General features: G+C 37.3%; 25 protein-coding genes. 5 read left to right on the plus strand and 20 right to left on the minus strand.

Annotated features, from left to right (window positions below; genetic code table 11):
• Window positions 1-3: 3 nt before the first annotated feature.
• From LPB89_RS20770 to LPB89_RS20825, 12 genes are all read right to left on the minus strand, one after another.
• The gene (locus LPB89_RS20770; protein ID WP_230703540.1) at window positions 4-726 is read right to left on the minus strand and encodes a cell division protein FtsQ/DivIB; all 723 of its coding nucleotides are present in this window, start codon (window positions 724-726) and stop codon (window positions 4-6) included.
• A complete protein-coding gene (gene murC / locus LPB89_RS20775) occupies window positions 713-2,062 on the minus strand; it encodes a UDP-N-acetylmuramate--L-alanine ligase (protein WP_230703541.1) in 1,350 nt (449 codons plus the stop codon). Before murC ends, LPB89_RS20770 begins: the two co-directional genes overlap by 14 nt.
• A gap of 154 nt (window positions 2,063-2,216) precedes the next feature.
• On the minus strand, window positions 2,217-3,302 hold the full coding sequence (murG, locus tag LPB89_RS20780; protein ID WP_230703542.1) for an undecaprenyldiphospho-muramoylpentapeptide beta-N-acetylglucosaminyltransferase: 1,086 nt from the start codon (window positions 3,300-3,302) through the stop codon (window positions 2,217-2,219).
• 42 nt (window positions 3,303-3,344) lie between these two features.
• On the minus strand, window positions 3,345-4,664 hold the full coding sequence (locus tag LPB89_RS20785; protein ID WP_230703543.1) for an FtsW/RodA/SpoVE family cell cycle protein: 1,320 nt from the start codon (window positions 4,662-4,664) through the stop codon (window positions 3,345-3,347).
• A 36-nt stretch (window positions 4,665-4,700) separates the two neighbouring features.
• On the minus strand, window positions 4,701-5,099 hold the full coding sequence (locus LPB89_RS20790) for a four helix bundle protein (protein WP_230703544.1): 399 nt from the start codon (window positions 5,097-5,099) through the stop codon (window positions 4,701-4,703).
• 42 nt (window positions 5,100-5,141) lie between these two features.
• The gene (gene murD, locus LPB89_RS20795; RefSeq protein ID WP_230703545.1) at window positions 5,142-6,473 is read right to left on the minus strand and encodes a UDP-N-acetylmuramoyl-L-alanine--D-glutamate ligase; all 1,332 of its coding nucleotides are present in this window, start codon (window positions 6,471-6,473) and stop codon (window positions 5,142-5,144) included.
• A complete protein-coding gene (gene mraY, locus LPB89_RS20800; protein WP_230703546.1) occupies window positions 6,474-7,703 on the minus strand; it encodes a phospho-N-acetylmuramoyl-pentapeptide-transferase in 1,230 nt (409 codons plus the stop codon). It abuts the gene before it with no gap.
• A 111-nt stretch (window positions 7,704-7,814) separates the two neighbouring features.
• Window positions 7,815-9,278: a UDP-N-acetylmuramoyl-L-alanyl-D-glutamate--2,6-diaminopimelate ligase gene (locus LPB89_RS20805; RefSeq protein ID WP_230703547.1), complete on the minus strand. Its 1,464-nt coding sequence runs from the start codon at window positions 9,276-9,278 to the stop codon at window positions 7,815-7,817.
• Window positions 9,275-11,284 (minus strand): penicillin-binding protein, encoded by a 2,010-nt coding sequence (locus tag LPB89_RS20810; RefSeq protein ID WP_230703548.1) that lies wholly within the window; start codon window positions 11,282-11,284, stop codon window positions 9,275-9,277. The genes LPB89_RS20805 and LPB89_RS20810 overlap by 4 nt, the downstream gene beginning before the upstream one ends.
• Window positions 11,275-11,622, minus strand: a complete 348-nt coding sequence (locus tag LPB89_RS20815; protein ID WP_154340618.1) for an FtsL-like putative cell division protein — start codon at window positions 11,620-11,622, stop codon at window positions 11,275-11,277. Before LPB89_RS20815 ends, LPB89_RS20810 begins: the two co-directional genes overlap by 10 nt.
• 12 nt (window positions 11,623-11,634) lie before the next feature.
• Entirely contained in the window at window positions 11,635-12,543 is a 909-nt protein-coding gene (gene rsmH / locus LPB89_RS20820; RefSeq protein WP_193555363.1) for a 16S rRNA (cytosine(1402)-N(4))-methyltransferase RsmH, read from the minus strand.
• Complete coding sequence (locus LPB89_RS20825) at window positions 12,518-12,991, minus strand: division/cell wall cluster transcriptional repressor MraZ (protein WP_127339382.1); 474 nt, start codon at window positions 12,989-12,991, stop codon at window positions 12,518-12,520. Before LPB89_RS20825 ends, rsmH begins: the two co-directional genes overlap by 26 nt.
• Before the next feature lie 378 nt (window positions 12,992-13,369).
• Between LPB89_RS20825 and LPB89_RS20830 the strand changes: the two genes are divergently transcribed.
• A complete protein-coding gene (locus LPB89_RS20830; protein WP_127339381.1) occupies window positions 13,370-14,134 on the plus strand; it encodes an alpha/beta fold hydrolase in 765 nt (254 codons plus the stop codon).
• 42 nt (window positions 14,135-14,176) lie between these two features.
• Window positions 14,177-14,797 carry a ribosome biogenesis GTP-binding protein YihA/YsxC gene (gene yihA / locus LPB89_RS20835; RefSeq protein WP_230703549.1) on the plus strand — a complete coding sequence of 207 codons (621 nt, stop codon included), beginning with the start codon at window positions 14,177-14,179 and terminating at the stop codon, window positions 14,795-14,797.
• 499 nt (window positions 14,798-15,296) lie between these two features.
• On the opposite strand, the gene gldC is transcribed toward yihA, so the two are convergent.
• The gene (gene gldC, locus LPB89_RS20840) at window positions 15,297-15,632 is read right to left on the minus strand and encodes a gliding motility protein GldC (RefSeq protein WP_026985662.1); all 336 of its coding nucleotides are present in this window, start codon (window positions 15,630-15,632) and stop codon (window positions 15,297-15,299) included.
• Complete coding sequence (gldB, locus tag LPB89_RS20845) at window positions 15,632-16,588, minus strand: gliding motility lipoprotein GldB (RefSeq protein ID WP_230703550.1); 957 nt, start codon at window positions 16,586-16,588, stop codon at window positions 15,632-15,634. Before gldB ends, gldC begins: the two co-directional genes overlap by 1 nt.
• Before the next feature lie 101 nt (window positions 16,589-16,689).
• Here gldB and nadE point away from each other — a divergent pair, with 101 nt between their 5' ends.
• Together nadE and LPB89_RS20855 are read left to right on the plus strand one after the other, a co-directional pair.
• Complete coding sequence (nadE, locus tag LPB89_RS20850; RefSeq protein ID WP_230703551.1) at window positions 16,690-17,496, plus strand: NAD(+) synthase; 807 nt, start codon at window positions 16,690-16,692, stop codon at window positions 17,494-17,496.
• A 92-nt stretch (window positions 17,497-17,588) separates the two neighbouring features.
• On the plus strand, window positions 17,589-18,218 hold the full coding sequence (locus tag LPB89_RS20855; RefSeq protein ID WP_026730588.1) for a response regulator transcription factor: 630 nt from the start codon (window positions 17,589-17,591) through the stop codon (window positions 18,216-18,218).
• Here LPB89_RS20855 and dnaG read toward each other — a convergent pair.
• From dnaG to LPB89_RS20875, 4 genes are all read right to left on the minus strand, one after another.
• Window positions 18,215-20,278: a DNA primase gene (gene dnaG, locus LPB89_RS20860; RefSeq protein ID WP_230703552.1), complete on the minus strand. Its 2,064-nt coding sequence runs from the start codon at window positions 20,276-20,278 to the stop codon at window positions 18,215-18,217. The two genes, LPB89_RS20855 and dnaG, sit on opposite strands and share 4 nt — an antisense overlap.
• Before the next feature lie 127 nt (window positions 20,279-20,405).
• Window positions 20,406-21,458, minus strand: coding sequence for a hypothetical protein (locus tag LPB89_RS20865; RefSeq protein WP_230703553.1), 1,053 nt, complete (start codon window positions 21,456-21,458; stop codon window positions 20,406-20,408).
• Window positions 21,459-21,519: 61 nt separating this feature from the next.
• Entirely contained in the window at window positions 21,520-22,239 is a 720-nt protein-coding gene (locus LPB89_RS20870; protein WP_230703554.1) for a hypothetical protein, read from the minus strand.
• The gene (locus LPB89_RS20875; RefSeq protein ID WP_230703555.1) at window positions 22,226-22,786 is read right to left on the minus strand and encodes an RNA polymerase sigma factor; all 561 of its coding nucleotides are present in this window, start codon (window positions 22,784-22,786) and stop codon (window positions 22,226-22,228) included. Before LPB89_RS20875 ends, LPB89_RS20870 begins: the two co-directional genes overlap by 14 nt.
• A gap of 343 nt (window positions 22,787-23,129) precedes the next feature.
• Between LPB89_RS20875 and LPB89_RS20880 the strand changes: the two genes are divergently transcribed.
• Complete coding sequence (locus LPB89_RS20880) at window positions 23,130-23,654, plus strand: GNAT family N-acetyltransferase (protein ID WP_230703556.1); 525 nt, start codon at window positions 23,130-23,132, stop codon at window positions 23,652-23,654.
• A 44-nt stretch (window positions 23,655-23,698) separates the two neighbouring features.
• Here LPB89_RS20880 and LPB89_RS20885 read toward each other — a convergent pair whose 3' ends face one another.
• Together LPB89_RS20885 and rlmN are read right to left on the minus strand one after the other, a co-directional pair.
• A complete protein-coding gene (locus tag LPB89_RS20885) occupies window positions 23,699-24,676 on the minus strand; it encodes a polyprenyl synthetase family protein (RefSeq protein ID WP_230703557.1) in 978 nt (325 codons plus the stop codon).
• 217 nt (window positions 24,677-24,893) lie between these two features.
• Window positions 24,894-25,937, minus strand: coding sequence for a 23S rRNA (adenine(2503)-C(2))-methyltransferase RlmN (rlmN, locus tag LPB89_RS20890; RefSeq protein WP_230703558.1), 1,044 nt, complete (start codon window positions 25,935-25,937; stop codon window positions 24,894-24,896).
• Window positions 25,938-26,223 lie beyond the last annotated feature (286 nt).

The following is a 26,223-nucleotide window of genomic DNA, read 5'->3' on the forward strand; positions in this document are numbered from 1 at the left end:
CTATTATTTTGTGCAAACTACTTGTTCCGTAAACCTAAGGTCAATTTTTTTGTAATTGTATAACGAACTATCTAAAACTGCTTTTTGAAAAAAGGCTTTATAGTTTCTGAATTTTTTATCAACATTCATCGTTCTGCCAAAATCGATGAAGTAATTATAATTTCTGTTAAACATTTTTAAGCTACCATTAGGCATAATTTGAATTGCAATGATGTTTTTTTTCAAAAACGCATCGTCATAAATTGTGCGAAACAGCGTAGCTAAATCTTCGTTATTTTTTTTATTTATTGCCCCGGAAACAAGCGGAACCCGCGCCGTAAAATTGTCCGACAAAGGCATTTTATTTCCCTCATAGTCAATATAAAAAGACCGGTCGCCATCGTAAACACGGGCGATCGGAGTCTTCTGTTTTACTACCGCTTTCAGAACACCATCGATACTTACAAAAACGTCTGACTTTTCAATCATGTCCTGCGTATCGAGGTTTTTTTCTATCTTATTCAAATCTACTTCATCTTTTCGGATACTGGAAGCGTCTGTTTTATTTTCTATCAACAATTTATTAACCGTTTCAGGCTTTACAAACAGCGTATTTTCTCCTACAAAAACAACGGCCGATTTCTTCAGTTTTCTATTCCCGTTTCGATGCTGGGCAAACGAATACAAAAAAAGTACGAGCCCAAAAATGAGAAGCAACCGAATATTTGTCCAATTAAATATTTTCATTTAGCATTTTTTTAATTGACGGAACCATTTCACCAATATCACCAGCTCCTATTGTCACAATTATTGGCGCATCACTGGCTTCGATGGACGCTAATAAATCACTTTTTGCAACAATTCTTTTGTTTGGATTTGTCATTTTACCTAACAGCCACTCTGATGTAATCCCTTCCATCGGAAGCTCGCGTGCCGGGTAAATATCCATTAAAAACACTTCATCAAACGCAGATAAGCTTTCGGCAAATCCGTCAGCAAAATCCCTTGTCCTGCTGAATAAATGCGGCTGAAAAATCGCCAGTACTTTACGATTCGGATATAATTCCCTAACCGCCTGATGCACTGCATTTATTTCTGTCGGATGATGGGCGTAATCATCTATATAAACCAATTGGTCTGTCTTGATCTGATACGAAAAACGTCTTCTGATTCCATTGAATGAGCCAATAGCTCTTGCAATGGCCTCGGTCGGGGTGCCAAAAGTTTTAGCCATTGCAATAGCCATCAATCCATTCATAAGATTGTGTTTACCAGGCAATCCAAAACGTAAATTCGTTATCGTTTCTGATGGCGTCTGCACGTCAAAAACATAATTGGCGTTTTCTATTCGAACATTAAAGGCTTTGTATACAGCCTCTTCATTTATAGCACACTGAACGCCTTCCAGAGGCAAATCCTTGGTTATAAACAATTTATTTTTATCCTCAACTTTTGAGGCAAATTCTACAAACGAAGCTTCTATAGCCTCACTCGTACCGTAAATATCCAAATGATCCGCATCCATCGATGTGATGCAGGCAATATCGGGATGCAGGTGCAGAAACGATCTGTCGAACTCATCTGCTTCCACCACCGTAACGGTTTTTCCGTTTCCGATTAAATTAGAGTTGTAGTTTTCTACAATTCCACCCACAAAAGCGGTAACATCAGCACCACTTTCATGTAAAATATGTCCCAAAATGCTTGAGGTTGTTGTTTTTCCGTGCGTTCCTGCAACAGCAAAACAAAAAGTATCTTTTGTAATGATTCCTAAAACTTCAGCACGCTTTTTAACCTCGTAATGTCTTTCGATAAAAAAGTTCCATTCGGAATGCGTTTTAGGCACTGCCGGAGTAAAAATTACCAACGTATTCTCTACGTAATAATCGCTCGGAATCAAACTTATATTATCTTCAAAATGAATAGCAATACCACTTTCAATCAACTCATCTGTCAGCATTGACGGCGTTTTATCGTACCCTGAAACCTGTTTCCCGATATATTTAAAATAACGGGCCAGCGCACTCATTCCGATGCCTCCAATACCAATAAAATAAACGTTTTGTATTTGATTTAAATTCATTTCAATTTATGTTTTCAGCTTAAAACCAGCGCTTTATATTTTATAAAAAACTAGCCCTTAAGCCTTTGTATTTTCTTTTGTTTATGAATCAAAAATGCCTAAAATAACATAGTTCAATTCCTCTGATGTTCTATAATTATTATAAAAAGTTACATTATAACAACTTTTTAATCTGATCTACAATAACTTTCGTAGCATTTGGCATCGCCAGTTTTTTGATGTTATCACTTAATTGTTTTTGTTTGCCATGATCTTTCACCAAAGCTTCAAAAACAATACTAAACTGACTGTCCAGTTCTGATTCTTTCAGCAAAATCGCCCCTTTTGCCTCTACAATGGCCTGGGCATTTTTGGTCTGATGGTCTTCTGCTACATTGGGTGACGGAATAAAAATCACAGGTTTGCCAACGATACATAATTCCGAAACGGATGAAGCTCCTGCGCGTGAAATGATCACATCTGCCGCTGCGTACACAAAATCCATTCTTTCAATAAAATCAACCACTCTCACGTTCTGCTGAGCGTGTTTTTTATAATCCTCAAAATATAATTTTCCACATTGCCAGATGATCTGAACGTCCTGCGAAAGAAAATTCTGCAATTCTTTTTCAATTAACTGATTGACTCTTCTGGCGCCTAAGCTCCCGCCTAAGACCAACAATGTTTTTTTATTCGGATCTAAACCGTAAAAAGCGATTGCTTCATCACGCTTACTGTCGATATCTATTAAATCCTGACGAACGGGATTTCCGGTCAGAATAATTTTTTCTTTAGGAAAAAAGCGTTCCAGATTCTCATATGCAACACAAATTGCATTTGCTTTTTTACTCAACAATTTATTGGTAATTCCGGGAAATGAATTTTGTTCCTGAATTACTGTCGGAATTCCTGCTCCTCCGGCTGCCTGCAATAAAGGGCCGCTCGCAAATCCTCCTGTTCCTATTACCACATTTGGTTTAAATTGTTTGATGATTCGTCTGGACTCCAGCAAACTTGTTGCCAGTTTTAACGGAAACATCAAATTCTGCAAGGTTAATTTTCTTTGTAAGCCGGCAATCCAAAGTCCTTTTATCTCATACCCTGCCTGAGGCACTTTCTGCATTTCCATTTTATCCTTAGCCCCGACAAAAAGGAACTCTGCATCAGGAAATTGTGTTTTTAATTCATTAGCAATAGCGATCGCAGGATAGATGTGTCCTCCTGTTCCGCCGCCACTTAATATGAATTTATAATTTGCCATATTTTTAAAAGTTATTCGCTCTAAAAATTATTCTTTTTAATCTTATTTGTTTAAAACTGCATTCATCGGATTTCTCGAATTATCTGCAATGGAATACATTTGCTCTTCTTCGTATATTTCTTCTCTTTCGTCAACCGGCAAATCTTCTTCGGCCAGTTCTTTATCGATCAGTCTTTGAAGTGCTTCTTTTCTTCTTTCTTTTTCCTGTAGTTCTTCTACAATTTCTTCGTCTTTTTTGGTCACGCTAATGATAATTCCGAGCGAAAAGCAGGTCATCCAGATCGAACTGCCCCCGCTACTGATCAACGGAAGTGTCTGCCCTGTTACCGGCAATAATTCTACTGCAACCGCCATATTGATCATCGCCTGAAAGATCATCGGAAAACCGAGTCCGACGACGACTAATTTCCCAAATAATGTATTGGCTTTATGCGAAGCGATTACAAATCGGAACAATAACAATAAATACAGCAGCAAGATCGAAACCCCGCCCACTAAACCGTATTCTTCTACAACAATGGCATAAATAAAATCGGAAGAGGATTGCGGCAAAAAGTTCTTCTGAACGCTTTTTCCGGGTCCTAAACCTCCGAATCTTCCGGATGCAATGGCAATTTTTGCTTTTTCAATCTGATAATCATCTTCATCGGGTTTATCTGTCGTAAAATTTTCAATACGGCTTCCCCAGGTTCCTACCCTGCTGAAAAATCGCGATTCCGGAAATGCTTTTGCAATCAGAAGGAAAAACAACAGCATGGCTACTCCTGAGCCTATGATAAATGCTATGTACTTTATGGGATATTTCCCTATAAATGTCAGCATAATCACCATCGAAAAAATCAATGCGGTGGTAGAGAAATTCGCCGGTAAAATCATGGCTAAGGTTATAAAAACCGGAACCCAAAGCTGTACTAACGAAGTCTGAAACGGCTCGTTTTCTTGTTTTGTTTTTGACAAATAACGCGCTACATAAATGAACAAAACAATAGAGGCCAGTGTTGATGTCTGAAACGTGATTCCGATAAACGGTACCTGAATCCAACGGCTTGCATTTGCCCCGGCAATTACGGTTCCTTTCAGCAACGTATACAACAGCAAGATCCACACAACCGGTAATGCTATTTTTGAAATGGCCCTGAAATAATGGTACGGCACTTTATGAACCCAATAGATAATCAGGAATCCGATACAAATATGTGCCAGATGTTTGACCAGATACCCCAGCGTGTTTCCGGTCCCATGACCAATATAGGCCAGATTACTACTCGCACTAAAAACAGGCATAAACGAAAACAGCGCCAATAAAGCCACGAATGACCATATTACCCTATCTCCTTTTAGTTTGTTTACCAGCTCTTTCATAATTTTAGATTTCTGATTTTAGATTTTAGATTATTCTTAAACCTTCGGTTTTATATTATTAATTCTATTGTTTACTGTTTTTAAACTGCTGACGAAAATAGCTGTTAACTCATTTCCTTCTTTCAGGATTATTTCTAACTCTGATTTATCACTCCAATTCTTTTCTTTTATAATCTCTAACCAAAATAAAGTTTCGTCCGCTTCCTCTAAAACGATATTCATTTTAGCAACAAATTCTTTATCACTTCTTGCTCTGCAAACTGCTCGATAATTAGCTCCTACAGATGTTCCACTTCTCACAATTTGATTTGCAATTACTTTTACAACGTATGTAGCAGGTAATTTTTCAGCTAAATCAATTATCTTCAAAGAGAACTTTTTTGTCCTCACCTTCATCTCCTCAGTCGTCATCTCAAAAACTTTTTTTGATTTCAAAGTTTAGAAAACAATCTAAAATCTAAAATCAGAAATCTAAAATTACAAGTTATGAACCGCTTGCTTAAACTGCTTTCCACGATCTTCGTAGTTTTCGAATAAATCGAAACTGGCACAGGCCGGGGACAATAAAACGGTATCTCCTTTTTCCGTAAGGCGTTGTGCTGTTTTTACGGCATCGCTCATATTGTTTACTTCAACCATGATGTCCACAACATTTCCAAAAGCTTCTATGATTTTGCGGTTATCAACTCCAAGGCAAATAATTGCTTTTACTTTTTCACGAACTAGTGACATCAGTTCGTTGTAATCGTTTCCTTTATCCACTCCGCCTACAATCCATACTGTTGGAACGTTCATACTGTCTAAGGCAAAGAATGTCGCATTTACATTTGTTGCTTTCGAATCATTGATGTATTGTACATTCTGAATTTTTAATACTTTTTCCAAACGATGTTCCACACCTTGAAAATTAGATAAACTTTCGCGTATTGTTGCATTTCTAATTTGCATCAATTTTGCTACAGAGCTTGCTGCCATTGCGTTTTTCATGTTATGTTTTCCTTCTAACGCAATGTATTCTGTTTCCATTGTAAACTCTTCTTGGTTGATCTTTATTTCCATTTTGTTGTTATTTATAGAAGCCCCTTCATCGAATTTTTTAGACAATGAGAAAGGAATTAATTTTGCTTTTGTTTTGTTATTTTTTAACCATTCTGCAATTGCCTCATCATCTGCATCGTAAATAAGATAATCGCTTTCGGTCTGATTCATTGTTATACGAAACTTTGAATTGATGTAATTTTGATATTTATATTCATATCGGTCCAGATGATCCGGACTGATATTGGTAATTATGGCGATATCAGGTCTGTATGCTACAATTCCGTCGAGTTGAAAACTGCTTAACTCCAACACGTATGCATCGAACTTATTGTCGGCTACCTGCCAGGCAAAACTTTTTCCGATGTTCCCTCCTAAACCAACATTCAATCCTGCTGATTTTAGCAGATGGTGCGTTAGCATTGTCGTTGTTGTTTTACCGTTACTTCCGGTAATTCCAATTGTTAGGGCCTCCGTAAAAGGTTTAGCAAACTCAATTTCTGAAATCACACTGACTCCGGCTTCGATCAGTTTTTTTACTATGGGTGATTTTTCCGGAATTCCCGGGCTTTTCATGACCACATCGGCATTCAGGATCAGGGATTCAGTATGCTGCTCTTCTTCCCATGCAATCCCATTAATGACAAGAACTTCTTTATAGTTTTCCTTTATTTTTCCGAAATCAGACACAAAAACATCGTAACCTTTTTTCTTCCCGAGAATAGCGGTACCTACACCGCTTTCTCCTCCTCCTAATACTACCAGTCTCATCTATCTTAATTTTAAGGTAACGATTGACAAGATGGCTAACATGATGGCAACAATCCAGAATCGGGTCACAATTTTACTTTCATGATATCCCTTTTTCTGATAGTGATGGTGCAAGGGTGACATCAGGAAAATTCTGCGGCCTTCGCCAAAGCGTTTTTTGGTAAATTTGAAATAACTCACCTGTAAAACCACTGAGAAATTTTCCACCAAAAAGATACCACACAATAGCGGAATCAATAGTTCTTTACGAACTGCAATGGCCAAAACGGCAATGATTCCTCCAATGGTCAAACTTCCTGTATCTCCCATAAAAACAGAGGCGGGATACGAATTGTACCAAAGAAATCCGATCAGTGCACCGACAAAAGCCGATATAAAAACCGTCATTTCTCCCGAATTGGGGATGTACATGATATTGAGATAATTTGAAAAAATTATATTTCCGGAAACAAACGTAAATATTCCGAGCGCCAGAACCGAGATAGCCGAGGTTCCTGCTGCGAGTCCGTCAATTCCATCCGTTAGATTAGCTCCGTTAGAAACAGCAGTAATGATAAAAATAACCACGGGAATAAAAATCAGCCACGCCCATTTCTCATATCCTTCACCTGTAAAGGCTAAGATTTCAGCATAATCAAACTCATTATTTTTAACAAAAGGAATTGTTGTTGCTGTTGATTTTTCTTCAACCGGTGCAGGCAAAACCACGGTCGTATTGACATTTTTGTAAATATCCGTTCTTCCGGTATCTGTTCGTACTGTCACAGCAGGATTGAAATACAATACCGCTCCGACAATAATCCCTAAACCTACCTGTCCGATAACTTTAAAAATTCCTTTCAGTCCTTGTTTGTCTTTTTTGAATATTTTAATATAATCATCCACGAAACCAATTATCCCCATCCAAAGGGTCGTTACGATAAGCAGTACGATGTAAATATTATGCAGACGTGCAAATAACAAAACAGGCACCAATGTGGCGAAAATGATAATCAGCCCTCCCATTGTCGGGGTTCCCGCTTTTTCATTCTGACCTGCCAGACCTAACTCACGAACGGTTTCACCCACTTGCTGTTTGCGCAAAAAATTGATGATTCTTTTCCCGTAAATCGTGGACAAAAGCAAGGAAAGCATCAATGCGAGCGCCGATCTGAAAGTGATGTACTGAAAAACGCCCGTTCCCGGTATGTCTAATGTTTTGTCTAAATATTCAAATAAATAGTATAGCATATATCTTTTATTTTAAATTTCGTTTTTGAAACTTAAACTCCAATTTTTAAAATCCCAAATCCCAACGCTTCAATTGGATTTTGGAATTTGAAAATTGAAATTTTTATTTTGTTACTTCCCCAGTTGATCTAATATTTCTTTCACGGTTTCCATATCGTCGAAATGATGGCGAACACCATTTATTTCCTGATAGGTTTCATGGCCTTTTCCTGCAATCAGTATAATATCGTTGGGCTGAGCCAATTGACAGGCGGTTTTAATCGCTTGTTTTCGATCGGTAATTCGTAATACTTTTTTATAATTATGGGCCTCAACGCCTTTTTCCATTTCATCTAAAATCACTTCCGGATCTTCATTTCTTGGATTATCAGAGGTCAAAATTGCTTTATCACTAAGATCTGTAGCAATTTTTGCCATAACCGGTCTTTTTGTTTTATCCCTGTTTCCGCCACAACCTACAACGGTGATCAATTGTTCGTTTTTGGTACGGATATCATTAATGGTCTTTAAAACATTGTCCAAAGCATCCGGTGTATGTGCGTAATCAACGATCGCGGTAATGTTTCCTTCTGAAACTATGTACTGAAAACGACCAGAAACACTCTCTAAATCAGAGAGTAAACGCAATGCCTCCAGACTATCCATTCCCAGCTCTACGGCAGTTCCGTAAATCGCCAGAACGTTGTATGCGTTGAAAGTTCCGATTAGTTTTACCCAAACTTCATTATCATTTACTTTTAACAATAAACCGGATAACTGACTTTCTAAAATCTGTGCTTTAAAATCTGCATATGATTTTAAGGCATAGGTAAATTTTCTGGCAACTGTGTTTTGCAGCATTACAGCCCCATTTTTGTCATCACTATTGGATAAAGCGAAAGCTGTCTTTGGCAATGAATCAAAAAACGATTTTTTTACATCTCTGTATTCTGCGAAAGTCGGATGGTAATCCAAATGATCGTGTGACAGATTCGTGAAAATCCCGCCCACAAAATGCAAGGCTTCTGTTCTCTTTTGGTGAATTCCGTGTGAACTCACTTCCATAAAACAATGTGTCACGCCGGCTTCAATCATTTCGTTCAGATAATGATTGATCGTGATTGAATCCGGAGTGGTATGTGTCGCCTTATATTCTGTTTGATCTACCATGATTTTTACAGTTGACAACAAACCAACTTTAAAACCTGCTTTTTCAAACAATTGAAACAATAAGGAAGCAATTGTTGTTTTTCCGTTTGTACCGGTTACCCCCACCAATTTTAATTTCTCGGAAGGATTTCCGAAATAATTAGCCGCCATAAAAGCCAAAGCCGAATTGGTATCTGCAACTTTTATATAAGTAATCCCTTTTTCAAGAATTCCCGGCAGCTCGTCGCAAATAACAGCAACAGCCCCTAACTGAATTGCTTTTTCAATAAAATCATGACCATTGGAAAGTGATCCGCGAATGGCTACAAAAACATCTTTCTCTTCGATTTTTCTGGAATCAAACTCAATTTTATGTATATCGATATCCGTTGAACCCGTTACAGATTCAATAGCTACTTTGTATAATATGTCTTTCAGTATTTTCACGATAATTCTAATACTATGGTTTCGTTTTTACTAATCTGCTGTCCAGCCTGCAACGACTGTTTTTTTACTTTCCCTACTCCGTTTACTTTTACTTTTAAACCTAAATTCTCCAGTAAAGCAATGGCATCCATCCCCGGCATTCCTTTTAAATTCGGAATTTGTTTTGTTTTCTTTTCTGCCTTCGCATAATATTCGTTATAACTGTTTTCCTGTTTTGGAATTCTGGAATCCAGCTGTTTGATTTTATTGGTGGAAGGCGCATCTGTAAATATTTTTTGGGCAATTCTTTTAAAAACCGGCCCTGCAACGTCTGCTCCGTAATAATTATTTTTTGATGTATTCGGTTTGTGAACGACTACAATACACGAATATTTAGGATGATCTGCCGGAAAATAACCTACAAAAGAAGAAGCATAATACAAGGCTGATTTTCCTTCTTTTCCACCGTAATTCATTTGGGCGGTTCCTGTTTTTCCTGCCATCGAAAAATCTTTCGAATACAATTTGGAAGCCGTTCCTTTTTTAACCACATTCAACAAAACAGCTCTTAGTTTTTTAATTGTTTCCGGTGAACAAATCCTTGGATTAATCACTTCTGTATCAAATTTTTTAATGGTTTTATTCCATTCTTTAATTTCAGATACAAACTGCGGTTTTACCATCACGCCGTTATTGGCAACCGAATTGTAAAATGCCAGTGTCTGCATTGGTGTCACTGAAACTTCATAGCCAAAAGCCATCCACGGAAGTGAAATTCCCGACCAGTGTTTGTCTCCGGGCTGTGGGATATAAGGTCTTCCTTCTCCTTTAAAATGCAATCCCAATGGTTTATCTAATCCATAACTCTTAATGTGATTCACAAACCTGGATGGATTGCTTTTATAATTTTCATAAACCGCCTGAACCATTACTGTATTGGATGAAAGTTCAAAACCACGTGCTAATGAAACTTTACCATAACCACCTCTGTGCGAATCAGTAACAGAACGGCCATAATATTTCACTTGTCCGTTGTGACTATCGTAAACCGTACTTGTATCGGCTACTTTATCTTCTAAAATCGCCATTAAATCGACTAATTTAAACGTCGATCCCGGCTCATGAGATTCTGCAACAGCGTAATTTGTGGTTTCATAATACGATCCGTCTTCTGCTCTTCCTAAATTCGAAATTGCTTTTACGTGACCTGTTTCCGTTTCCATAACCACGACGCAGCCATGATCTGCTTCGTAATCTTCTAATTGTTTCAGCAAAGCGTGGTGCGCGATATCCTGAATAAAAACATCAATTGTCGAAATCACATCATACCCGTCAATTGGGTCCACTTCATTTACATCCCGAATCGGTTTCCACTGTCCTTTGGCAATTTTTTGTTTCAGGATTTTTCCGTCTTTTCCGTTCAGGTAACTTTTAAAAGCCCATTCAATTCCTTTCCCGACTTCTACTCCTGTTGCAGGGTCAATTCGGTCGTAACCGATGGTTCTTTCTGCAATTTTCCCAATCGGATGTTTTCTGACCGTTTCCTGTTCGATGATAATCCCGCCCTTGAAAGCCCCTAAATTGAATAATGGAAATCCTTTAATTTTTACATAATCCGTATAACTCAGATTGCGTGCAATCAAATAATATCGGTTTTTATTTTCCCGGGCTTTTCTAAGCTCTTTTTCGTAAAAACCTCCCGGTCTGTCCAGAACAGTCGCCAATGAATCTGCTAATGCTTTTACATGTTTTTCGAAAGTTTCTGTTTTTGGCGCTTTGGCATCAAAACGAATCTCGTAATTCGGAATAGAGGTTGCCAGTAAACTTCCGTCTGCCGAATATATATTTCCCTTGTTTGCCGGAATTACAAAATTCCGAACGGTACGCTGTTTTGCTAATTTTCTGTAATAATCCCCTTCAACCCATTGAATATTGGTCAATTTAACAACAATAGCAATTGCCATCAAAAAGATGAAAACTGCTACGAGGTAAATTCTGTAGGATATATGTTTATCGTCTACTGCCATATTCTTTTAAGGAAACTTTTTTCTTCTTCTTTTTTGACTTCTATTTTCACAGGAGGCACGGTTGACGGGAAAATTTGCTTTTCGAGCATCTTATCTGATATCGTTGACTCCATTTTCAACTTCATTAATTCTGAACGGCGGTCTACAAATTCTGACCGCAATTCTTTTACATCATTATTCAGTTTTGCAATTTCAAAAACCTTTTGCTCGTATCGCTGCGTATTGGCAATCATTATTATAGCGAGCAGAATGATAAAAACAATGAACCTCCAGTTTTTCACGGCGTCATCGTTAATCAGAAATCTTGCTTTTAATATGCTAAATACTCCACCTTTCATCTTACCTATTAATTATACCTTTTCAGCAATTCTTAATTTTGCACTTCTTGCTCTGTTGTTTATCTTGATTTCTGCATCATCCGGAACAATCAGTTTTCCGATTGTTTTAAAAGGAACCGAGAAATTTCCAAAAAAATCACGTTCGGGTTCTCCTTCAAACATTCCGTTTTTAATAAATCGCTTTACCAGTCTGTCTTCTAAAGAATGGTACGATATCACGGACAATCTTCCTCCCGGATTCAGGATCTCTAATGACTGCTCGATAAATTCTTTCAAAACGTCCATTTCCTGATTGACCTCAATTCGAATCGCCTGGTAAATCTGAGCCAGTATTTTATTTCGGACTCTTTCCGGTAAATATTTAGCCAGCACTTCTTTCAGTTCGTCTGTCGTTTTGATTGGGTAATGCTCTCTGGCTTCTACAATTGTTCTTGCCAGAACCGGAGCGTTTTTCAATTCTCCGTAATCATAAAAAACACGACGTAAATCCTGCTCTTCGTATTCATTCACTACACGATAGGCATTCAAATCATTTTTCTGACTCATTCTCATGTCCAGTCCGGCGTCAAAACGGGTTGAAAAACCTCTTTCCGGAACATCAAACTGATGGGACGAAACCCCTAAATCCGCCAAAATTCCATCTACCGATTTAACACCGTGAAAACGCAAAAATCTTTTTATAAATCTGAAGTTCTCATTAATTAAGGTAAACCTTTCGTCCGGCAATGCATTTGCCAACGCATCTTCATCCTGATCGAAAGCAAATAATTTTCCGTTTGGCCCAAGTCTGTTCAGAATTTCTTTCGAATGACCACCGCCGCCAAACGTAACATCTACATACACACCGTCAGGTTTAATATTTAAACCATCAACTGTCGGATGAAGTAAAACCGGATTATGATATTCCATTGTCGTCGTCATTAATATTTCCCATTACTTCTTCGGCCAGATCTGCAAAATCCATATCTTCGCCGCTTATTGATTTTTCATATAAATCTTTATCCCAAATCTCCACAATATTAACCGCAGATGAGAACACAACATCTTTAGCAATACCTGAAAAAGCTACTAAATCCTTCGGAACCAGCAATCTTCCCAGTGCATCAATTTCTACCACTTTCACTCCTGCCGTAAATCTTCTGATGAAATCATTGTTCTTTTTTACAAAACGATTCAGTTTGTTGATTTTCTGCATCATCAAATCCCATTCTTCCATCGGATACAGCTCCAGACACGGTTGAAAAACAGAGCGCTTCAAAACAAACCCGTTTTGAAGGGAAGAAGCCAATTGCTTTTTCAAAGGTGCAGGCATCATTAGCCTCCCTTTAGCATCGACTTTACACTCATATGTTCCTACAATTGTGTTCAAGAAAATGTTTTACTATAGTTGTACAGCAAAAATATAAAAAAAAATACCACATTCTACCACTTTATACCACTTTGTTGATAAGTTTAACCACTTTTACCCCCTGACAATTAATCGATAGACAATCAACACTTTAGATATAAATTATTTTAAAGACATTATTGTTTAACAATTACAAAAAATACACATCCATTCTCTTAAAAAACTAATTATTATGCAAATATTTTAACATTCGCCATAATCTCAAAAACCACTCCTACAAGCTGACTTTTAGCCACTTACTAATTCGACAAAAATTATCTAGTTAAAAAAGGGTGGCAAAAATTCATTTTTATTTTTTTAACCCTATATTTGTCCAAATTGAAATTGGCATTACAATAAATGGACAAACACTACAAAAAAGAAGGCAAGTACAGCTATTATGAAGCTGGAGAAGGAACTCCTATCGTTATTTTACATGGCTTAATGGGAGGCCTCAGTAACTTTGATGCTGTAGCGCAATATTTTCCAACAAAAGGATACAAAGTTGTTATCCCTGATTTGCCAATATACACTCAGAGCATTTTAAAAACGAACGTAAAGAGTTTTGCGAAATACGTAAAGGACTTTATCACTTTCAAAGGTTTTGACAAAGTTATTTTATTGGGTAATTCGCTAGGCGGACATATTGCACTTTATCACACCAAGTTATATCCCGAGAAAGTCGCAGGACTTGTCATAACAGGAAGTTCAGGTCTTTATGAAAGCGCTATGGGAGACAGCTACCCAAAAAGAGGTGATTATGAATACATCAAAAAGAAAGCTGAAGATGTTTTTTACGACCCTAAAATCGCGACTCCTGAGTTAATTGATGAAGTTTATGCTACTGTTAATGACCGCATCAAACTAATTAAAACACTGACAATCGCCAAAAGTGCCATTCGTCATAATATGGCAAAAGATTTACCGAAAATGACAGTGGAAACCTGTATCATCTGGGGTAAAAATGATGCCGTAACGCCTCCTAATGTGGCGGAAGAATTTGATAAATTATTGCCTAATTCAACGTTGTACTGGATAGACAAATGTGGACATGCTGCTATGATGGAACATCCTCAGGAATTTAATAATATTCTTGAAGAGTGGCTCGTTAAAAAGAATCTATAGCATTTGACTTTCGACTTTAAGGAGGTCTTAAACACAAAAAACATGAAAATTAATACCGCCGAATTTATTATCAGCAATTCTGAAGTTGCAAAATGTCCACAGGATTTTTTGCCGGAATATGCTTTTATCGGCCGCTCCAACGTAGGTAAGTCATCGTTGATCAACATGCTTACCAATCATAAAAATTTAGCTAAAACTTCAGGCAGACCCGGAAAGACCCAGCTGATTAATCACTTTAAGATTAACAATAATTGGTTTCTGGTCGATTTGCCCGGTTATGGCTACGCTAAAGTATCTAAAAAAACAAAATCGGTTTTTCAGCAATTCATAACGGATTATTTCGAAACCAGGGAACAACTGGTTTGTGCTTTTGTACTGATCGATATTCGTCACGAAGCCCAGGCCATCGATATTGAGTTTATGTCGTATATGGGTGAAAGCGAAATTCCGTTCTGTATCATTTTTACAAAAGCGGACAAAATCAGCAAGACCAAAGTGGACTCGCATATCGCTGCTTACAAAAAACAGATGTTTGCCAATAACTGGGAAGAAATGCCTCATTATTTTGTGACTTCTGCCACAGAGCAAACCGGAAAAGACGAGGTTTTAAATTATATTGATGAAGTGAATCAGGAAGTTTTTAAGAACAACAGTCAGTTTTAAATTTTTAAACTCCAAATTCCCATATTTAAAAAATTCCAATAAAAAAATCCCAAATTCCAATTTACGATTGAGATTTGGGATTTCTTATTTTTTGAACTTTCTGTCACCCTGAGCGAAGTCGAAGGCTTGGAATTTGGAATTTCATATTTTTGAAACTTTCTGTCACCCTGAGCGAAGTCGAAGGCTTGGAATTTGGAATTTCTTATTTTTTTGAAACTTTCTGTCACCCTGAGCGAAGTCGAAGGCTTGGAATTTGGAATTTCTTATTTTTGAAACTTTCTGTCACCCTGAGCGAAGTCGAAGGCTTGGAATTTGGGATTTCTTATTTTTGAAACTTTCTGTCACCCTGAGCGAAGTCGAAGGCTTGGAATTTGGGATTTCTTATTTTTCGAAACTTTCTGTCACCCTGAGCGAAGTCGAAGGCTTGGAATTTGGAATTTTTTATTGATTTTCCAAATTTGGAATTTGGAATTTCTTTATTGGAATTTCCTGAAAGGATTTATTTCGTCAGTTCGAGCTTTTCCGCAAAATAATCACAGAAATCCTTCATGGTATCTGACATCTTTTCATCGTCTGTAGCACGCTTGAAAGTATCTGACATGGCCACTAATGTCTGATGAAAGAAAATTTTCATTTCATCTACCGGCATATCTTTCGTCCACAAGTCGATACGCATGGTTTCCTTGGCTTTACTGTCCCAAATTGACAACATGATGGCTTTGGCCTCTTCAGCCTGAACTCCTCCGTCCTGAGCACTCCATGTTAATTTTTCCGGAACACGGTTTTCATCTAATTCTATATTGAATTTAATTTCTGAGTTTATTGTATCTGACATTATTTCTTAGGTTTATATTTTGAGTTTTCAAAAATTTCTTTTGCATTTGTTTTCAGTAATTCCGAAAGGGTAACTTTATTATTTTTCATGTAAGAGCGTACCATCTGCCATCCAATCCAGGCTCCGACTCTTCCCGGCGAATCATTATCGATTTCAAGAAAGAATTTCGAGAATGGTGCGGGCGCTATAAATCGGGTATTTAGTTTCGGGTCATCACTGTACAGCAATTCATTTTCTATAAAATAACGCCACATATAACTTTCGTTTTCTTCACACCATTTAATCTGTTCCGGTGTGTATCCCATTTTTTCAGCATCTGTATATTCCGGTAAAAGCAAGTCTTTTGCATACAGTTGTTTTCCTTCAAAAATCATCTGAGACAGCAGCGTTCTGTCGGATGAAGCGGAAGTCTTTCTGAAAGCAAAACTGGAAACCACATCGGGCATGATCTGTCTTTCTTCAAAATTTTGTTTCAGGTAACTGGGAAACTCATAAAACTTATGCTCTTTTCCGAGATACAATTCCAGGGAGACAATAACCAGGCTGTCTGCATAAATCGCTTTGGCATTATAGTCCATTTCAGAAATCACTGTGATTACCTTAGGAATTTTTACTTCGGGAAAATAGTATTTTACATGCTGAAACAAGCTGTTGAATTCTTCTCGTACCGGTTCAAAATTGGAGTATTTTTTCTGAACTTCTGTATACACCTCTCTCCAGATCGGATCCTGCATTTTTTTCAGCCAGACATTATCATCATTTCCGGGAGGAAAGAAGAACGGATATTGTCTTTTTACTTTCGCCAAATCTTCGGGTTTGGTTTCAAAAAATACTTTGTCAAAACGCTCCACTTTAATATCTACGGGAATTTCTTCAACTTCTTTTTCAACTTTGCTTTTCTGGTCACAAGACAAAAAAAACAAGCACAGAAGCACTATAAAGCGATAAATTTTCATTTTATTTTAATTAGATTTGTGTTGCTGGAATTCAAGTATTATTCATACTTAAAAAATAATTCTGCAAATATACATTCCTGTATCTTAAAACCTGACCTATTATGACTAAAAAAAGCACCATTCAGACAGAAAAAGTAAATAAGCACATCGTAGAGTGGCTAAAAGATTACGCTGCTAAAGCAAAAGTAAACGGATTTGTAATCGGAATTTCCGGCGGGGTTGATTCGGCGGTTACTTCGACCTTATGCGCCCAGACGGGATTACAGGTTTTATGTGTGGAAATGCCAATTCACCAGGCAGAAAATCAGGTTTCAAGAGGGAGAGAGCATATTGATCAGTTAAAAAAACGCTTTCCGAATGTTTCGAGCACACAAACTGACCTGACGGCTGTTTTTGAAGCTTTTAAGAGTTCAGCACCCAAAACAGACGACGATGCCAAAGTAAGTTTATCATTAGCCAATACACGTGCCCGTTTACGAATGACTTCCTTATATTATTTAGCAGGAATTAATGGTCTTTTAGTTGCCGGAACAGGAAACAAAGTAGAAGATTTTGGCGTAGGATTTTATACCAAATACGGCGACGGCGGAGTCGATTTAAGTCCAATTGCCGACCTAATGAAGTCAGATGTGTATGCTCTGGGAGAATTTTTAGCGATTCCCGACTCAATTTTAACTGCAGCACCTACAGATGGATTATTTGGTGACAACAGAACAGATGAAGATCAATTAGGAGCCAGTTACGATGAACTTGAATGGGCGATGATAGCCGCGGAGTCAGGAAAGACGCCAGCTGACTTCAACGGGAGAGAAAAATCTGTCTTTGAAATTTATAAACGTTTAAACACCAGCAACAAGCATAAAATGGATGCAATTCCGGTTTGTTTAATACCAAAAACGTTAAAATAAAACTTTTTAACATTTGTGTGTAATTAATTACAGAATTTATTTATTAATTTTACCGTTCCAAAAAACATGAACAATTCTAAAAAGGTAAAATTATGATTAAAGTATGTCTAGCAGACAATCATCCTGTTACGCACTTTGGCGTTAAGTCTTATTTTAAAGACCACGATCAAATTTCAATTGTTGCCAATGTCGGCAATTTTTCAATGGTTAGAGATATTCTTCAGACGAAGGAGATTGACATCCTAATTCTAGACTTAGAGTTAGAAGGTCTTTCGAGCATCTTTGAGGTTAAATCGATCCTAAAGAATTTCCCAAAGACAAAAATTGTGATTTTCAGCGACCTGGCTGAACAAATGTATGCTCCAAATGCCATTAAAGCAGGAGTTTCCGGGTATGTACACAAAACAGAAAAACTTGAAACATTAGGTCTTTCTATTATTAAAGTACATGAAGGAAAAATCATTATCAACGAAACTGTTCGCAAAAACATGGCCCTTATTGCTAAACAAAGCAAGAGCGAACGTCTTTACAGAAAGCTTTCGAATCGTGAAATTGAGGTTTTACGTTACTTAAGTGACGGTAAGAAAAACAATGAAATCTCTAAAATCTTAAATCTGAACGAAAAAACGATCAGTACTTACAAACTAAGATTATTGACTAAATTAAACGTTACTAATTTAGTTGACTTAGTAAACAAAGCTAAGACTTTAGAAATTATTTAATGGTATCGCGACATTACTCTTCCTAGTTTTTTCGAAAATGCATTAACTAATTTTGAGTAATCAACGACCATCGACAAAAGCTCTGTATTATCTGAATTATCAGGTTGTATAGAGCTTTTTAATTCTTCTATGATTTTATCAACCAGATACCAGCGCATAGACATAATGGTTTCGGTCACATATTGTGCAATACCTGCCTGTTTGTCTTTCGCAAAAATATTTTGCCCTTCCCAATTGTGTAGCGACACTTTTTCATCTTCCATCAAAATATCCGTCACTTCCTGAGCAAAATCTGGCTGCAGACGCATTAAATACTGCTCCAGACTGAACTTTTCATTTTGATGATAGAAAGCCATGATATCCGTAAAAATATCCCGAAACAAATTATTCGAAAGCTCTACTTCATCTTCCTGCAGACTCAGGTAAATTCGCTGATGCACTTTATACTCCCTTTTTTCAGAAATCATTTCGATCTCCCCTTCTTCATTGCTTTTTAAAAGCACATCTTCAAATACTTCCGTTTTATCTCCGTAAAGCAATAAAATTTCGATTACTTTTCGCTCCAGGCGGTATAATATATCAACCTTTTCAGTTTGCTGTGGTGCTGTATATCCCGGCTCTCCCGGATAATCTTCCGGGGGGCCGTTTCTTGGATCTTCCGGATCTCCTCCTGAATATCCTGTATTATTTGGCTTTTGGTTTCTGAAAACTTCAAAAGGCTTTTGTTCCTGCTTTTGCTTTTTATTGGCTTCTGCAATATCTTTCTGAATCAGCTGAGATAAAGTACTCACCAACACCTGCTCGGAAATATCCATTATTCGGGCACATTCCTGCGTATAAATTTCACGCTGGATACGATCCGGAATTTTCGAAATACTAACGACCATATCCCGAATCAGGTCGGCTTTTTTGATTGGGTCGTTTTTGGCTTCTTTCATAAGGAGCGATGCCTTAAACTGTATGAAATCCTTACTGTTTTCTTCTAAATAAGCAACCAGATCGTCATGGGAATTTTTTCGTGCAAAACTGTCCGGATCTTCTCCGTCAGGAAAAGCACAAACCCTTACGTTCATTCCTTCCTCCAGGATCAAATCGATTCCACGAATAGAAGCACGAAGTCCTGCAGCGTCACCATCAAAAAGTACGGTAATATTCCTGGTCAGACGATTCACCAGTCTGATCTGATCGGGCGTTAAAGCTGTTCCGGACGAAGCCACAACGTTCTCGATCCCGGCCTGATGGAACTGAATTACATCGGTATAGCCTTCCACCAAATAACAATTGTTCTGCTTCGCTATTGATTGTTTGGCCTGAAAAATCCCGTAAAGCACTTTACTTTTGTGGTAAATATCACTTTCCGGCGAGTTTAAATATTTTGCCGCTTTTTTATCATTCGTTAAAATACGTCCTCCGAAACCTAAAACACGTCCGGACATACTTTCTATAGGGAACATTACACGGCCTTTAAAACGGTCAAAAGGACGATCTTCTCTGGCGATTGTCAAACCGGTACTTTCCAGAAATTCGAGCTTGTAACCTTTGCCTAAAGCTTCTTTGGTCAAAGCATCCCAGGTTTCCGGTGAATATCCCAGGGAAAACTTTTTGATGGTTTCATTAGTAAAACCTCTCTCTTTAAAATACGAGAGTCCGATTGCTTTTCCTTCTTCTGAATTTAAAAGTGTCTTATGAAAATATTCTTTGGCAAATTCCGAAACCAGATACATACTCTCGCGAACATCGGTCATGGCTTTTTCGGCATCGCTTTGTTCTGTTTCCTCAATCTCAATATTGTATTTCCTGGCCAGATAACGAATGGCTTCCGGATAGGTAAACTGGGAGTGCTCCATCAGGAATTTAACAGAGTTCCCTCCTTTTCCAGTACTAAAATCTTTCCAGATGCCTTTTGCAGGCGACACCATAAACGACGGAGAGCGTTCATCCGAGAAGGGACTCAATCCTTTGAAATTACTTCCGGCCCGCTTTAAATTGACAAAATCACCAATAACCTCCTCTACACGAGCAGTTTCAAAAACAGAATCAATTGTACTTTGTGAAATCAAAACGTAAAATATTTTTAAAGTTGAGAGCCTGTAAAAGTAAACAAAATCTTTCCTGAAATGTAACGATTTCACATAAAAAAAAGTGCCTCTTTCGAAGCACTTTTTCACTAACTAAACTCACTCATACTTAATTCAAATCAAAGCGTAACCCTAAGGAAATATTATTTTCCTTAACTAAATTATCCTGAAATAAAGGATTCAAATCATATTTTAGGTACAAACTCATGTCTTTATAACCAATATAAGAACTCAGTCCGTAAATAAAATTATTGACGTTATAATCCCCTTTTATCGTGGTTTTATATTTTAAATCTTCCTCTTCAAATTTTAAAATCTGCTTTGATTTTACATTGATTCCGGCATAACCGCCAATCCCGAAACGGAAGCTTTTATGGGTTCTGAAATAAGTCTTTCCGTTACTTTCTTTGGGCCTGGTAAAATCAAACTCCAAATGCAGCGGCAAAACGATATACACATTTCTAAAACGGGATTCATCCATATTTACCGGATTCACTTCAAGATTGGTCTGGTTTCCGTTTACCACAAAATTGCGGTTATCGGTTGGACGGATATTGTTGTACATTACCGAAAGTCCGTATTTGGCGTGCAATAAATTATCGTTTTTCAGTAATCTTGAATTATAGGTAAAACCCCATTCGTAAAAATGCGAACCTATAAAACTGTAATTGGAATCCTGAAGTTTGCCGTCGACCATTGTATTGTTCAGTCCAAATGCGAAGACAAACTGTGAAGTAGTTCTTTTTTCGCCGCGAATGGAATCTTTACCTCTTTTTCTATCGCTCCAGTCCTTGTCGTTCCAATGAATAATCAAAGCATGTTTTTTGATTGAATCTCCTTCTTTTATTTTGCCGTCTACTTTTTGCTGTACCAAATCATTAAGTTCGTTTTGGGCCAGAGTAACTTTTTCCTCAATAATTACGGCCCGGGCTTCAGCCAGTTCTTTTTTGCGTTTATCCGCTTGTTCCTGCGTAATTTTGCCTTCCGATAACTGAATATTTACAGCTTCAATTTCTTCTTTTAATGCTTGCTTTTCTTCCTTGGTTACTTTTTCGATTTTAGCTGCAATTTGCTTTGCTCTTGACTCAAAAGTTTCCTGCCCTAATACCTTACTAACAAATAAGAAAACCAGGATTACGAGATAAATAGTAAAATTTTTCATGATGATTTTTTAAAATTGATTGATGATTGATGATTTTTTTTAACTGTTGATTGTTTATTGTTTATTCCTGTTGATTTCGGTTTGCCAGCGCCACCTTTACTGTTTGATAGTTTTTGTTGACTTTGGTTATTACTTTTTCCCTGAACGAAAGTTCCAGTTCGCCATCAACCTGATTTAATAAATCGCTGGCATTGATTTTAATTTTCGATCTGGGCTTCACCGAATTTTCCGCAACCACACTTTTTTCTGCCGTATTTAGCAACTGTTCTGCCGTTTCTTTTTTTGGTATTTCAGGCACAGTGATTGGATTGTTGCCCGATGTTGATTGTTGATTTTTTTGATTGATGATTGAAACCTCCGCTATTGGATTTGCTGTATTCTTAACTATATTAATTCCTTTTTGATTTGCAATTTTTTCTGGTGTTTTTGAATTTTCCGCGTTCTGAAGAGGCTCTTTTTCTGAGACCGCAATTTCAATTTTGCCGGAATCCGTCGATTTAAGACCTGATTTTACAACGGAATCTTTTTGACTGTTTTCCTCAATAACAATTTGATTGTTTGGAATCTCCATCTTTTTTTCCTGATTCAAAAAGAAAGTCCCTGCCAATAAAAGCCCTGCAATACTGGCCGCGATATACAGCCATTTATTTTTCTTTTTTGGTTTCTTTTCTTCGGCAACACTCAGCATCGCGTCTAATCGGTCCCAGGCTTTTTCGCTCGGTTCAATCTTACGCTGATTTAGCTTTTCACGGAAATCCTTTTCAAAATTATTCGGTTCCATTTTCTTGTTTTTTTAAAATATTAATTTGTGTTTGCAGCATTTTTCTGGCGTGCGATAATTGCGATTTCGATGTTCCTTCATTAATTCCTAACATCTTGGCAATTTCATTGTGTTTGTACCCTTCGATCGCATATAAATTGAAAACCATTTTATAACCATCAGGCAAAGCGTCTATTAAAAACTGAATCTGATCTGTAGAAAACTGGCTGTCGATGGCATTAAAACTTTCTTCTGTATACATCTCATCTTCGGCAAATTTTACTTTCTTCTGAACTCTTAAATACGATATGCATTCGTTAACCATGATTCGGCGGATCCAGCCTTCAAAACTTCCTTTGTACTCAAATTTGTTCAAATTCGTAAACACTTTCATAAAAGCAGTTATCATTACATCTTCGGCCAGTTGAATGTCTTTTATATATTGTCTGCAGACACTGAGCATTTTTGGCGAAAACCGACTATAAATCTGCTGCTGTGCCTGTCGGTTATTCTCGACAGCCAACTTTATGATTTCGGTTTCTTCCTGATGTAAATGAATAATTTTCATTTATAAGCTTTTCGTTTTTGGTTTAGTAATAGTCTTCTATTAGCATAGACGAGTGAAGTTGTAAAATGGTTGCATGAGGGTGAAAATATTTAAATTCCAACCCGGATGATTATGGGTAAAAATTCCAAATACCAACTCTAAAACATTCATATACAAATCAATAGCGGTATTGGTAAAATTTAAAAAATATTTAATTATTTTATTCGAATACTACAACTCTCTGCCAAAGTTAACTGAAAGTTCGTCTTTGAGTTGCAAACCGTTTGCTAATTTGGTATTTTTGAATGTAATGCAACTATGGAAATTAGAACTACAATCTCATAAAGAAACACTTCAGCATAAAATGACAAATATTAACATCCGAAAAGTAACCCTAAACGATATTGACCAATTACAAAAAATCGGAAAACAGACGTTCTCTGAGACTTTTTCAGGAGATAATTCTGAGGAGGACATGAAAAAATATTTAGACGAACATTTTTCAATAGAGAAATTGACAAATGAACTCCAAAACCCCGACTCCGAATTTTATTTCGCTGTGCTGGACAGTACCGTAATCGGATATTTAAAACTGAACTTTGGGGAATCCCAAACCGAATTGAAGGACAACAAAGCACTTGAAATCGAAAGAATTTATGTGCCGAAAGAATACCATGGACAAAGCGTAGGACAGATACTATATGAAAAAGCAATTCAGGTGGCCAGACATAAAGATGCAGATTATGTATGGTTAGGTGTTTGGGAAGAAAATCACAGGGCACTGAGTTTCTACAAGAAAAATGGCTTTGCTGAATTTGACAAACACATTTTCAGATTAGGAACTGATGAGCAGACGGACATCATGATGAAGCTGCAATTGAAAGCGTAAGGAATTTTTAAGTAAAGAAATTAAGACTTAATGAAATTTTCGTCTTATTTCTTTCGCTCAATAACATAATTCACCATCAAAGTCAATGCGTCCTTGTATTCGGAATCTTCAAAATTTTGGAGTAACGAAAGTGCTTCCTGCTGGAATTCTACCATTTTATTTTCGGCGTAAGACAGGCCGTTATTATCTTTTACAAAAGCAATCACTTCTTTGACGCGTTTTTTGTCTTTGTTGTGGTTTTTAATGGAGTTGATCAGCCACTTTTTTTCTTTTGGTGTACAGGTATTTAAAACATGAATTAAAGGCAAAGTCATTTTTTGCTCTTTAATATCAATACCGGTTGGTTTTCCGATGGCTTCTTCGCTATAATCGAATAAGTCATCTTTGATTTGAAAAGCCATTCCGATGAGTTCTCCAAACTTGCGCATGTTCTCCACCTGAATATCGTCTTCAATTACCGATTTTGCGCCAAGGGCACAGCAAGCTGCAATAAGTGTAGCGGTTTTTTTCCGGATGATTTCGTAATAAATATCTTCAGTAATATCAAGTCTTCTTGCTTTTTCGATTTGAAGCAGTTCTCCTTCGCTCATTTCGCGGACTGCGACAGAGATAATTCGAAGCAAATCAAAATCACCATTATCGATAGAAAGCAAAAGTCCTTTTGAAAGCAGGTAATCTCCCACCAAAACCGCAATTTTGTTTTTCCAGAGCGCATTGATCGAGAAAAATCCACGGCGGCGGTTACTGTCATCCACAACATCATCGTGTACCAGAGTTGCCGTATGAATCAACTCAATTACGGATGCTCCGCGATAGGTTCTTTCGTTTACCACACCTCCCGAAACCATTTTTGAAGTTAGAAAAACAAACATCGGGCGCATTTGTTTCCCTTTCCTGTTTACAATATAATAAGTAATTCGGTTGAGCAATGCGACCTTCGAAGTCATCGATTCATGGAACTTTTTTTCGAAAAGTTCCATCTCGTCAAAGATGGGCTGTTTTATTTGAGAAGTAATATTCATTTCGATCCCAAATATACTATTTTAAATAAAAAAAAACGTTATGTATTAAGGTTAGTATCGCAATTTTTTAGCCATTAATTAAAAAAACATACCAGAAAACACTGCGGTCTGATTCGGATTCTTACTTAAAAAGAAAACCTTTTTTGCCCAAAAAAAGCATTAAAAACAAGATTGTACTTGTCTTTAATGCTTTTTGATTTTTTATTCCAATAAAATATTAGCCTTCTTTATTAGCCAATTGTCCGCAGGCAGCATCAATGTCTTTTCCGCGGCTTCTGCGTACTTTACAAACGACTCCGATATTTTCCAGCGCTTTTATGTACGCCATGATAGATTCTTCAGAAGCTTGTTGGAACTCGCCGTCATCAATTGGATTGTATTCAATTAAATTGACTTTACAGGGCACATATTTACAAAATTTAACCAGGGCATCAATTGAGGCCTTATCGTCGTTAATTCCTTTCCAGACCACATACTCGTAAGAGATTTTGGTTTTGGTTTTTCTGTACCAGTATTCCAATGCTTCCCGCAAATCTGCCAAAGGAAAGTTTTTACTGAAAGGCATGATTCGCGCACGAATCTCATCTATCGCAGAGTGCAGGGACACTGCCAATTTGAATTTCACATCGTCATCGGCCATTTTTTTAATCATCTTCGGAATTCCGGAAGTTGACACCATTATACGTTTTGGCGACATTCCCAGACCTTCCGGTGAGGTAATCATATCAATCGCTTTGATTACGTTGTTATAATTCATCAAAGGTTCGCCCATTCCCATAAAAACAATATTGGAAAGCGGATGATTGTAATACAAACGGCTTTCTTTGTCTATGGCCAGCACCTGATCGTAGATTTCTCCCGGCTCCAGGTTTCGCATTCTTTTTAATCTTGCCGTTGCACAGAAATTACAATCCAGACTGCAACCCACCTGGCTTGAAACACAGGCTGTTGTTCTGGTTTCGGTAGGAATCAAAACAGATTCAACCACCAGGCCATCATGTAACCGAACGGCATTTTTTACAGTTCCGTCACTGCTTCGCTGCATGGTATCTACCTTAATATGGTTGATTACAAAATTATTTTCCAGCATGGCCCTGGTAGGTTTCGCTACATTGGTCATATCTTCAAAACTGTGTGCTCCTTTACTCCATAACCATTCATAGACCTGGTTGCCACGGAAAGCTTTGTCGTTGTTGGCGACAAAAAAATCCCGTAACTGATCTTTTGATAAGGCTCGTATGTCTTTTTTCTCGATTTGCATGGTGCAAAGTTAATCACTTTTGTTATTTTTTCCTGATTTTTATAACCATTCTTACTTAAAACTAAAATCGCCAAAACAATTACAGCTATAGCAACCAGCACTTTAGCAATTAAGACATCTTTTTCAGAAAGAAATATTTCTCAAAAAAGAACTCTCCATCCTATTATTATAAGGCTTTAATAAAATCCCAACCATGATTTTTATCAGCTCTCTTCCTATTCAATCGCAATACATTTGACACAACAAAGAAGCTGTTTCTATCATCTCAAAACAAGCTGAATTAACT

This window comes from Flavobacterium sp. ENC, from assembly GCF_020991415.1.
Taxonomy (GTDB): domain Bacteria; phylum Bacteroidota; class Bacteroidia; order Flavobacteriales; family Flavobacteriaceae; genus Flavobacterium.

Coding starts and splice junctions, on each gene's coding strand:
- nadE (WP_230703551.1), top strand. CDS start 16,690: ATGACTAAAAAAAGCACCATTCAGACAGAAAAAGTAAATAAGCACATC.
- murD (WP_230703545.1), bottom strand. CDS start 6,473: ATGAGACTGGTAGTATTAGGAGGAGGAGAAAGCGGTGTAGGTACCGCT.
- murG (WP_230703542.1), bottom strand. CDS start 3,302: ATGGCAAATTATAAATTCATATTAAGTGGCGGCGGAACAGGAGGACAC.
- LPB89_RS20885 (WP_230703557.1), bottom strand. CDS start 24,676: ATGAATATTACTTCTCAAATAAAACAGCCCATCTTTGACGAGATGGAA.
- LPB89_RS20770 (WP_230703540.1), bottom strand. CDS start 726: ATGAAAATATTTAATTGGACAAATATTCGGTTGCTTCTCATTTTTGGG.
- LPB89_RS20785 (WP_230703543.1), bottom strand. CDS start 4,664: ATGAAAGAGCTGGTAAACAAACTAAAAGGAGATAGGGTAATATGGTCA.
- LPB89_RS20880 (WP_230703556.1), top strand. CDS start 23,130: ATGACAAATATTAACATCCGAAAAGTAACCCTAAACGATATTGACCAA.
- yihA (WP_230703549.1), top strand. CDS start 14,177: ATGAAAATTAATACCGCCGAATTTATTATCAGCAATTCTGAAGTTGCA.
- LPB89_RS20870 (WP_230703554.1), bottom strand. CDS start 22,239: ATGGAACCGAATAATTTTGAAAAGGATTTCCGTGAAAAGCTAAATCAG.
- rlmN (WP_230703558.1), bottom strand. CDS start 25,937: ATGCAAATCGAGAAAAAAGACATACGAGCCTTATCAAAAGATCAGTTA.
- murC (WP_230703541.1), bottom strand. CDS start 2,062: ATGAATTTAAATCAAATACAAAACGTTTATTTTATTGGTATTGGAGGC.
- LPB89_RS20830 (WP_127339381.1), top strand. CDS start 13,370: ATGGACAAACACTACAAAAAAGAAGGCAAGTACAGCTATTATGAAGCT.
- rsmH (WP_193555363.1), bottom strand. CDS start 12,543: ATGACGACGACAATGGAATATCATAATCCGGTTTTACTTCATCCGACA.
- gldB (WP_230703550.1), bottom strand. CDS start 16,588: ATGAAAATTTATCGCTTTATAGTGCTTCTGTGCTTGTTTTTTTTGTCT.
- LPB89_RS20875 (WP_230703555.1), bottom strand. CDS start 22,786: ATGAAAATTATTCATTTACATCAGGAAGAAACCGAAATCATAAAGTTG.
- LPB89_RS20810 (WP_230703548.1), bottom strand. CDS start 11,284: ATGGCAGTAGACGATAAACATATATCCTACAGAATTTACCTCGTAGCA.
- LPB89_RS20865 (WP_230703553.1), bottom strand. CDS start 21,458: ATGAAAAATTTTACTATTTATCTCGTAATCCTGGTTTTCTTATTTGTT.
- mraY (WP_230703546.1), bottom strand. CDS start 7,703: ATGCTATACTATTTATTTGAATATTTAGACAAAACATTAGACATACCG.
- gldC (WP_026985662.1), bottom strand. CDS start 15,632: ATGTCAGATACAATAAACTCAGAAATTAAATTCAATATAGAATTAGAT.
- LPB89_RS20815 (WP_154340618.1), bottom strand. CDS start 11,622: ATGAAAGGTGGAGTATTTAGCATATTAAAAGCAAGATTTCTGATTAAC.
- LPB89_RS20855 (WP_026730588.1), top strand. CDS start 17,589: ATGATTAAAGTATGTCTAGCAGACAATCATCCTGTTACGCACTTTGGC.